Annotated in this window: 3 protein-coding genes; all 3 read right to left on the bottom strand. The window is 50.3% G+C overall.

The genetic code is table 11. The features are described 5' to 3' along the window. A partial coding sequence (locus C7386_RS12615; RefSeq protein WP_165815557.1) for a helicase-like domain-containing protein occupies nucleotides 1–8,216 on the bottom strand: 8,216 nt, incomplete at its 3' end. Nucleotides 8,217–8,269: 53 nt separating this feature from the next. Beyond that, a complete protein-coding gene (locus tag C7386_RS12610) occupies nucleotides 8,270–8,620 on the bottom strand; it encodes a TnpV protein (RefSeq protein ID WP_116705672.1) in 351 nt (116 codons plus the stop codon). An 855-nt stretch (nucleotides 8,621–9,475) separates the two neighbouring features. Continuing rightward, nucleotides 9,476–9,964, bottom strand: a complete 489-nt coding sequence (locus C7386_RS12605; protein WP_116705671.1) for an RNA polymerase sigma factor — start codon at nucleotides 9,962–9,964, stop codon at nucleotides 9,476–9,478. Nucleotides 9,965–10,600 lie beyond the last annotated feature (636 nt).

Below are 10,600 nucleotides of genomic sequence, written 5' to 3'. Positions count from 1 at the left end.
TCAGCGCGTTTGCCGAGTTCCTGCACCATGGCTTGCTGTGCCGCTGTCGGCTGTGCCTTTACGTTGTGGTATTCCACTTCCGGGCGCTGGAGATCAAGCATATCGGCGGTCTGAATATCTGCCGCCTGCCGCCAAAGGTTAATCAGTTCCGGCAGATTGCAGAACTTTGCAAAGCGCGTTTTCGTGCGGTAGCCGGTTCCCTCCGGTGCCAGTTCCATCGCCGTCACCGTTTCGCCAAAGTTAGATGCCCAACTGTCAAAGTCGGTCATATTGACACTTTCCAGCGTATCGTTCTGAAGATAGCGCATCATCGTGTACAGCTCGGTCATGGAATTGGAAACCGGCGTGCCGGTTGCAAAACATACACCATGATAATCGGTTTTCTCATTCAGATATTCGCATTTGGCGAGCATATCTTCACTTTTCTGCGCTGCGCTTGTGTTGATACCGCCGACATTGCGCATTTTTGTAAACAAAGCGAGGTTCTTAAATTCGTCCGCTTCATCGACAAACAGCCGGTCAACACCGAGTTCTTCAAAGGTGACAACATCGTCTTTTTCCTTTGCATCCATCAGCTTTTCCAGACGGGTTTCCAGCTTCTTTTTCGAGGATTCCAGCCGCTTTACAGTGAAGTTTAAGTCCTTGTTCCGCTTTGCATCGGTCAGACTGAGTTCCAGTGTATCAAGCTGCCGCTCGATGTGCCTGCGCTCGTTTTCCGGCGATAGCGGTATTTTTTCAAACTGTGTATGGCCGATAATGACCGCATCGTAATCGCCGGTCGCAATGCGTGCACAGAACGCCTTGCGGTTCTCCTTAGTGAAGTCCGCTTCTGTGGCAACCAGAATATTTGCACCGGGATAGAGCTGCTGAAATTCTGTGCCCCACTGCTCGGTCAGCGAGTTCGGCACGACGAACATCGGCTTGTGAGAAAGTCCGAGCCGCCGCAGTTCCATTGCTGCCGCAGCCATCGTCCATGTTTTGCCAGCACCGACACAGTGCGCAAGCAGCGCATTGCCGCCATAAAGAATACGAGCAACTGCATCTTTCTGGTGAGAATATAGCTGAATACTTGGATTGATACCGGGCAAAGTAAGGTGACTGCCGTCAAATTCGCGCGGACGGGTGGTATTAAAATGTTCGTTGTAATAACCCACAAGTCGTTCGCGGCGCGCAGGATCATCAAATACCCAGTCCTTGAAAGCCTGACGAAGTGCGTCCTGTGCGTTTCTTGCCTTAATGGTTTCCTTGGTATTCGGAACACGCTTTTCCTTGCCGTCTATGATTTTTACATCACTGACCTGCACATCGCGCAGATTGAGTGACAGTTCCAGAAGTTCGTAAGCATTCACGCGGGAAGTGCCGTATTTCGTATATGCCAGTGAGTGAGGGTCTTTATCTACACTCTTATTGGATATATACCAGAGCTTTGCGGCATCGGAATACGAGGTCTTAATCTTATTCAGAGTATAAAATGGCGGGTGCAGCACATCGCGAATAAAGCGATTGATGTCCTCCGGCGGTATCCATGTTGTGCCGAGCTTTACATTGATGTCCGCAGCGGTCAGCGGCTCCGGCTGCACGCGCTCCAGCATTTGCACATTCACAGCGAAATTCGGGTCACTCTGTGCGGCAGCGCGTGCAATATCAAGTTTGGCGCGTACATTGCCCGAAAGATACTCGTCCGCAGGCTGCCATTCCTGTGTTTGTGGGTCGAGGAAAATCTGCTGACGTAGTGCAGCGGTAATCTGCCCCTGCGGCATACCGTCAAGCAGTGCGGACATATATGCAAAGTCGATTTTGCCGCGTTCTGCCAGCGACAGTCCGAGCGCGTCCTCTGGTGTATCGGCGTGCGTTGCAACCATATGCGGACTGATTGTGCGCTTGCTGAAAATGGCGGTCTTGCCGATTACATTCTGCTCATCGTCCAGTTTTTCCAGCGCAAGCAGCAGCGGATACCCAGCATCTTTTCGAAAAGCCAGTTTATTGCCGCGCGTGTGGATATTGCCGAACTCCTTTACGAATGTATCGTAGTTCTGCGTGAGGTCTGCCTGCAAAGCATGAAGCTGCTCATCGTCACATCCGTCACGCTGGGCTTCGATCAGATTGCGCGCAGCATCTCGAATACCGATCATGCTGATAGCACGTTTAACAGCCGTAGCGTTCATTTCGGACGGTACAAGATTGCCGTCTGCTTCTTTGAACATTAGTTTGCCGTCCTGCACAGCATAGGAGAACGGACGAAGCTCATCAATCGGCGTGTTCGATTGGAACACATCGTTGGTTGTCGGTGCGGGCGTATTCTGCGTGTTCGATTGGAACACATCAGCGGTTTCTGGTGCAGGCGGTTCTTGCGTGTTCGACTGGAACACATTCTCGTGACCGAGATGAAGAACTGCTGCGGACAGTAAATCTTCCAGTTCGACATTCGGATCGGGAACACAAGCGGTATCCTTGCCGAATTGCGTGGTGACTTCCTGCATCGTACCCAAAATCATTTCCGGGTGCTGCAAGAAGTAATTGTTCAGCTCCATGCCGTCTGCATTTTTGCCGGTTTCCGTCCATGCGGGCAGCTGCTCCGGCGGCGTGTCACGCTTTTGCAGGAACAGAATGTCGGTGGTAACGCTGGCTCCGGCATTTGCCTTGAATGCCGTATTGGGCAGACGAATTGCACCGAGCAGGTCGGCACGCTCTGCCATTAAACGGCGCGCGGCAGGATTAGCCTTATCGAGTGTGCCCTTGGAGGTGACAAACGCCACAACGCCGCCTGGTCGAACCTTGTCCAGCGTCTTAACAAAGAAATAGTCATGAATGAGCAGATGGTCTTTATCGTAGCGACGGTCATGCAGGCTGTAATCGCCAAACGGCACATTGCCGATGGCAACATCGAACGAGTTGTCTGCAAACTTGGTATTCTCGTAGCCGGTAATCTTAATATCGGCGTTTGGGTACAGCTTGCGGGCAATCCGTCCGCTGATGCTGTCCAACTCTACGCCGGTGAGCTGACTGCTTACCAGGCTCTCCGGCAGCATACCGAAGAAGTTGCCGACACCCATGGACGGCTCCAGCACCTTGCCACCCTCAAAACCCATCTGGCCGAGCGCAGCATACATTGCCTTGATAATGACCGGAGAGGTGTAGTGCGCGTTCAGAACCGACGCGCGTGCGGCCTTGTATTCGTCCGCAGTCAGCAGGTTCTTCAGCTCCTCATAGCGGCGGTTATTGGGACTGAACGCGCTTGCCATGCCGCCCCAGCCGACATACTGAGAGAGCACCTGCTGTTCCTCGGCAGTCGCAGGACGATCTGCGGCTTCCAGACTTTTCAGCAGGCGGACAGCCGCAAGGTTTCGGTCAAATTTTTCTCCAAGCGTTCCGGTGCCGAGGTCATCATTCGTAATGCGGAAGTTGTTTGTCTGGACAGCAGCAGTCTGTTCCTGCTTCGGCTCGGCGGGAATAAAAGCGGAATTGCGTTCGTCCTGCGCAAGCAGCTGTGTGAAGTTGTCGCGGTTTTCAAGACGGGAAACCGGATAAAGCAGCGATGGATCACGCAGCTCGACATGAAAATCACGAATATCCGTGATTTCAAATGGCTTGTTATCCAGATAAACGGTATCACCAACCTGATACGCAGGCGTGTTCGACTGGAACACATCGGCGGTTTCGGAGGTGGGCGTATCCTGCGTGTTCGACTGGAACACATTCTCCGATTCCGGCGTACTTCCTGCTGCTTCACGCAGCATAGGCATAATATCATTATAAGCCGGATACTGACTAAGGAAATCCAGCAGGCCGCCGTCACCGTCACCAATATCCTGACGCTCGGTGAATGTTCTGCCATCCGGCAGCAAAAGCGTAAACTTGGTTTTATTGTAACCGGCATACTGGTATGCTTCTTCATATCCGGCATCGAAAGCATTTTCCAATGAACCATACTTTTGCTCGATGTTTTCCCGACCGGAAACAAAATCCTCGTCCGCTTTTTTCATTAAGCGGTCAAACTCAGCAAGGGGATAAACCTTGCCGTCCTCAAACGCACTGCTTTCACTCCATTCACAGCGCACCATGATAGAGTTGTCGGCTGATGTGTTCGACTGGAACACATTCTCCGTTGTCTCATTCGGGTGCAGCTCGTAATAGTAGTATTCTGCATCGGAGATCATCGCGTCGAAATAGAGGTTTGCAAAATGATCGTTGAGTTCATGCAGACTATTAAATGGAACGCTGTGAACCGTTTCACCATCTACGGCGTAATTGATGCAATAAGTGTTCAGATCGGCGCTGACCTGTATTTCATGCTCATCGTCCTCCGTTGTGCTGTATGCCAGACCAACATCAGAAAGGTCGGAGAAGTCAGCCATTGTATCAAATTCCTCGATACAGTAATCGTTGATCAGCTGCTTTGCGGTTTTGAGATCACTGTCCTCGACAGTATGGGTTTCGGTACTTTCAACCGCTTCAGCCAATGTGTTCTCTTGGAACACATCATTATTCTGAGCAGATGCAGCCAGTTTAGCGCGCTCTGTCGGACAGTCCATATCAATCGTATCAACCGTTCGCTCGTTCGGATACAGCTGGTAATAGGCATACTCTGCGTCCCTAATCAGCGAGCTGAAATAAAGGTTCTCCAAATGCCCATTCAGTTCCTCCAGACTATCGCATTGGATACTGCGGACAATCTCGTTATCCACAGCGTAATTGATGCGATAGTCGTTCAGATCGGCGCTAACCTGTATTTCGTGCTGACCGTCTGCTGTTATGCTGGACGCCAAGCTAACATTGGAAAGATCAGAAAAATCGGCATTTTTATCATTGCCAAATTCCTTTTTCCAGTAATTGTTGATATTCACCTTTGCGTGCCGGAGATCATTGTTCTCAGGGTGTCGCGCATAATAGTAATCTGCTGCACGACCAATCAGCGAGTCAAAATAAAGGTTTGCCAGAAGCTCGTTAAGTTCTTCCAGATCATCGCATGAGGTGCTGCGGACAATCTCGTTATCCACAGCGTAATTGATGCAATAAGCGTTCAGATCGGCGCTGACCTGTATTTCATGCTGGCCGTCTGCCGTTGTATCAGATCCTAAGTGAACATTGGAAAGGTCGGAAAAATCGGCATTTCGGCTAAATTCTGCGTTCCAATAATTGTTGATAAGCCGCTTTGCAAGTTCGACTTCGTTATCTTCGGGAGTATGTGCTTCGACACTCTCTGCCGGAGAGTTGACCGCGACTGTATCGACCGTTTCCTCGTTTGGGTGCAGCCGGTAATATTCATGTTCTGCACGCCCAATCAGTCCATCAAAATAAAGGTCAGTCAAAAGATCATTAAAATTATCCAGACTATCGCTGGGAATACTGAAAACAATCTCATTATCCACAGCGTAATTAAGACTATATGCTTTCAAATCAGCACTGACCTGTATTTTATGCTGACCGTCCTCGGTTATGCCAGATGCCAAGCTAACATTGGAAAGGTCAGAAAAGTCGGCGTTTGTACCGAATTCTTCTTTATAATATTTTCTCCAGTAATGACTGATAAGCCGCTTTGTGTCATAAAGATCATCGTTTTCGGAGGTATGCGCTTCGGCGCTCGCTACGGCTTCGCTCAATGTGTTCCCATCGAACACATCATTATCTGGGTCGGACGCGGCAAGTTCTGCGCGTTCTGCCGGAGAATTGCCCTCGAACACATCGCGCTCCGGCGGCGTGTTCCTTTGGAACACATTCTCCTGTGTCTGCTCGGTAAGGAACTCCGGTACATCGGCAAAGCCGATGCTGTCCACATAGTGCGCGGTATCCTGTCCGTTCCGGTGCAGCACCACAATATCCGAAACTGACAGGCTGTGACCGGTAAAGTCGGCAGGACGGTTGATATTAAACTGATCATAAATGTTGTCCAATGTGGTATCCGGGGTGAGCGGTGCAGAATATTTCAGTTCATAATTGTTGCGGTTTATCGTCATGCCGTCCGCATGAACCCTGTCGTAAGAAGTAAACAGCAGTTTTGCATTGGCTGGATCAGCCGTAAGCTGGTAGATCTCATAGCGGTCGCTGTCCGGTTCTTCCGGCGTGTTCGATTGGAACACATTCTCCGCAGGAACAGACGCAGCTTCTCTGGTGTTGAGAGATCGTTCAATCTGAGCGATACTGTTAAGGACTTCGGCGTTCTGCCAGCCTGCCACCTTAGTATAATCCTGAATAATGGTGTCCTTGCCGTCTACGCACTGCACAAAATCCAGACTGCCCGGAAGATCTTCGGTATTCATTGCTCCCAGCGCTTTTCTCTGGTTGTTCGGGAGTTTATGGTAAGCGTTCAGAGCATCTTCAAGAGAATGAAACTCCTTGATGTCCAGAGCGCCGCGTTTCTGAATATCCTCTGCAACATAGAAATGGGCAATGAACTGCTTAGGCTGTGTCGGCTCAGCACTCCGCGTGTTCGATTGGAACACATTCGCCTGTGTTTCAGCAGAAGCATCGCGGAATGCCCGCAAGCCGTCTGCACCGAATTCAGTTTCGTAAGCGTTTATAGCATCTTCTGCTTCATGGTCAATGGAACGCATAGTATAGACATGGCGCTCGGTGCTGTTACCTTTGGTGGCGGCAATCGTTACATCATGCTTGTCGCGCAGCTTCTCCACATACCGCTCCAAGCTGTGCGCCGGGATGCCGCACATCTCCACACGACCAGTACCGGGAAGTTCGCGCGTGGTAAGGTTTAATTCCAGCAGAGCCGCAGCCTGTTTTGCATCCTCACCAAACATTTCAAAGAAATCGCCTATTTGAAACAGTACGATACTGTCTGCGTAAGACGCATTCAGTTTAATGGAATTATAGTCGTTCGGTGTGTCAACCGGCGCTTGCTGCTTTTGTGTGTTCGATTGTAACACATCGGCTTGCGGCGTTTGTCCCACATCCGCCATGACACGCTGAATGAACGGGTCACGGTTCAGCTTTTCCGGGTCAACCACTTTGCCGTTGACAATGCCGCGTTCAGCAAGCGCCTCGCGGATTGCGATTGGGTCAATATCCGAAAAATCGTCTGGCTCGGCGGCAGGCGGCTCGTTCTGTGTGTTCGACTGGAACACATTTTCCGGTTCAGAAATCGTTACGGTATCTGTCCGTTCCTGCGCATACCGGCGCTGTTCTTCCGGTGTCAGATAGCGGTTCTGCCGGATGAGCGTACTAATCTGGTGATCGACCTGACTCCACGACAGAGTTATCCTATCGTATACAGTTCTGTCGATACTGCGCTCGAATGTAATACCCTTGCCATCGTGATTTTCGCTGTAACCGCCGTAAGCACGACCGCCCCAGCCGTACTCGTTTTTCAAAAATTCGATGCGTTCTTTCTGCGTATGATTTTCTGCATAAAACTCAGAAATGCGCTTTTTGCCGCGCTCTATGCCGCTGCCGCTGCGCAGCATTTCGTCGATTTCGTCCTGAGTGATAAAAGCAGCGCGTGCCGGTTCAAAACCGTCTGCGGCAGCATAGAGTGCTGTCATGTGCTCGGTACGCTGCAAGCGTTCTGCCGCATCTTCGGAACGCTGCACATTGAAGCAAAAGCGGCAAAGATTGCTGTTTTGCTGCACAGCGCGTGCGTAGTCCGCCATTTCACCGGTCAGTACAGTGCGCTGTGCAGGGTCACTCAGCGCTGCGGTCAGCTTCTTGACAGCCGAAGGGAAAACATCGTTAGCAAATTCCTTTGTCTGCGCAAAAAAGCCTTGCTCCCGCGCTTCCTCGCTCATATCGTGATAGGTGTGCCAGATTTCCGATGCAAGCTCGCGATATTCATTAGGCTTTGCATCTGTCAGCTCTGCTGCACTCGCATACTGACCGTTCTTCAGCAGCGTGGAGATACGATTAGCTGCATCTTCATAAGTCAGTACAGCAGCACGCGGCGTGCGGGTATCGTGACCGCGTGCAATACGCAGACCGTTGCCGTCAAACCAGAGGGAATGGTCAATGTTATGGACGCGCACGCCCGCACCGCCTACGCGGTATTCTCGCCGCAGGAATGCAGCAGCATCCGCCATGCTGACATTCGGCTGCATGAAAAAAGCCGCGATACGCTCGCGGCTATGGGTACTGTTGCTGCCTGCGGTCAGTACGCGATTGATTACCTCATCGGAAACATCGGGCGTGTTCCAGTCGAACACATCGGAGGTAGGTGCAGCAGTCTGCGTGTTCGACTGGAACACATTGCTGCTATCGTCCATCAGCGACATTTGTTCAAAAGCAACAGCAGCAGGCTTTTCCGGCTCTGCTGCTGTTTGGCTGTTTAGTAAATGAAGGTTTCCTCGATTATCTGCGTCACTTCGTGCTGAATGTTGCCCATCAGACCGATCCACTGCATCGGGTCGCGTTCTTTCAGTTCTTCCGTTACTCTGTGCTGTTTCGCTTTCTGCGCTACCAGCAACTCGAATTTGTCCATCGCGCGGCGATCCAGCTTGTTCAGATAGTGGTTCAGCTCGCAATTCCGAAGCAATTCCATCAGTTCCTCCGGCAGGTACTGCTTCATGTACCTCAGACGCGCTGCGCCCCATTCGCCGTACTCCGGCTCTACCAGATCGGGGTGCATCTTGCCGTCCGGCCCCTCGTGGTAATACACTTTCTTCGGCAGTTTTGCCATCTATAACAGCTCCTTCCTTTGTCGGTTCAGATACTCTTTCAGTACCTTTATTATACAACATAGAAGGCTGTTCTGCAATACGCTTTCGCGTTGTAAATCGAAAAAGTTTGCAGCCGTCTAAGTTCTTCATAGACTGCTCAATCGAGCGCAATGCCGTTTCAGACGCTTCCTGCGTAATCTGTCCAACAAGCGCAAGCTCGTCCGGCGAGAGGTTCCCAGTCGAGATGTCCGAGCTATACTGCGCCGGATCAAAGCCGCAGCGCCGCAAGACACAGTAAGCAGTTGACTTGACCGCAATACGGATCAGATCGGTGTTGTCAGTGTATTCACTGGCTTTCTTATCTGCAAAGCACTGGGCGGACAGATACAGGTTAATAGGGAAATCAAAATCGGTCTGCATATTCTCGCCCAATGCGGCAGAGATACCGTCCAGAACTGTATCGTATGCATCGTTCCGCATCTGCCAGATATACGGCGGTGCAACAGACTGGTCACGCGGCGAAGTATCCGAAATATCGAACAGATACTTGATACGCGGCTGATTGCTGCTATTATCAACGATACCGATGCCGTTTGAGCCACGATTGACGCGGCGGTGTAGACGATCATTCCAAAGCGGCAACTCGGCACAGGCTGTTGCATCCGGTCGCTGTGACCAGATCAATACCTGCGATTTGAAATCATACTTGTACAGTCGTGCTGCTGTGTCGAGAAAGCTCGTCCATTTCTCTGGGGATGCAGCAAATTCCGCAAGCGTCTGGTGATAAAGCTCATCAAGCTGCTGCGGTGTGAATTTTGGCATAGTGTTCACTCCTCATTTCAGAAAATAAAAAAAGTGTTCCAATGGAACACATATCAAACGGCGTCGCGCAGGGCAGCTTCTAAGCGGCGAATATGCCGCCAGATTGTCATGCGGTAGGTTTTTTCGTCATGCGCAATTTCGGCTACGGTTTTACCCTTGATGAAATATGCAATAAAGCAGCGGCGCTGTACAGCTGTCAGCTTGCCGCTGTGCAGCAGGCGCGCAGCTACACGAAAAGCAAAGCGAAGCTGTTCTTTTCGCAGCAGGCTTTCCAACGGCCCCGGTTCTGGAGATGGAACCAGAGCAGCCAGTCCGCTGAAATCTTTATCAGCTTTCCAGTATCCATGATAATTGTCCGAATGGTAATCATGGTACAGTAGTTCATCCGAAAGCTCTTTGATAATCCGAAAATCTTCAGCGCTATGCTCCGGATGAGCGCGCAGATATTCTGCCATTGTGATTTCCTTGGTCGTGCCATCTTCAAAGCAATAAATAATGCTGGTGCTATCCTTGTTGGCGTTCCATTCCTCTTTGCTTAACATATGTAAATTCGATACCTCCTACACAGTGGCAAGGGATTTTGGGTACAAAAAAAGAGCGTCGGAAAAACCGATGCTCTTAAAAATAGCGTCTTAATATGTGTACTTGTCTTAGGCTTTCGCCCAGTTTATAGTGTAGCACAGATCGACCGAACAAAACGAACAAATTTATTTTTCTTCTTTTTTCTCATACTCAGAGCAGAGTATGAAATGAAGAGTATAATTAAGAAAAGTATAAATGGAAGAAGTCTAATTATTTTGCACCATTTTGCATAATGCCGTTTGTGCAGTGTGACCAATTTGCAAAGCGCCTTTTTTGTACCCACCCCATGAAAAAAGGTATATGGTGAGGAAAAACAAAAAATCTGGTCGAAAAACGACCGGAGATGCGAGAAACAGCCTATAAGAAAGCCGGAAATCCTGATTAAGAAAAGAAAAAGGCAAGGGCAATAGCCGTATCTCCGAATGTTGGAGTTACGGCTGATTATGCCTTTACCGGTTCGCTGGCGGATTGTGATGCTTCCTCAGCGGCGCGGCGCTTGCGGATTTCTTCTTTTTGTTTAAGCCAGATTTCCTCCCACAGAGGGATTATATCGGACTGTTGCGGCTGTGCATCGTCTTTTGCCTGCTGCTGTATCA

This window comes from Agathobaculum butyriciproducens (assembly GCA_003096535.1).
Taxonomy (GTDB): domain Bacteria; phylum Bacillota; class Clostridia; order Oscillospirales; family Butyricicoccaceae; genus Agathobaculum; species Agathobaculum butyriciproducens.
This window is presented reverse-complemented; position numbering and strand designations above follow the sequence as displayed.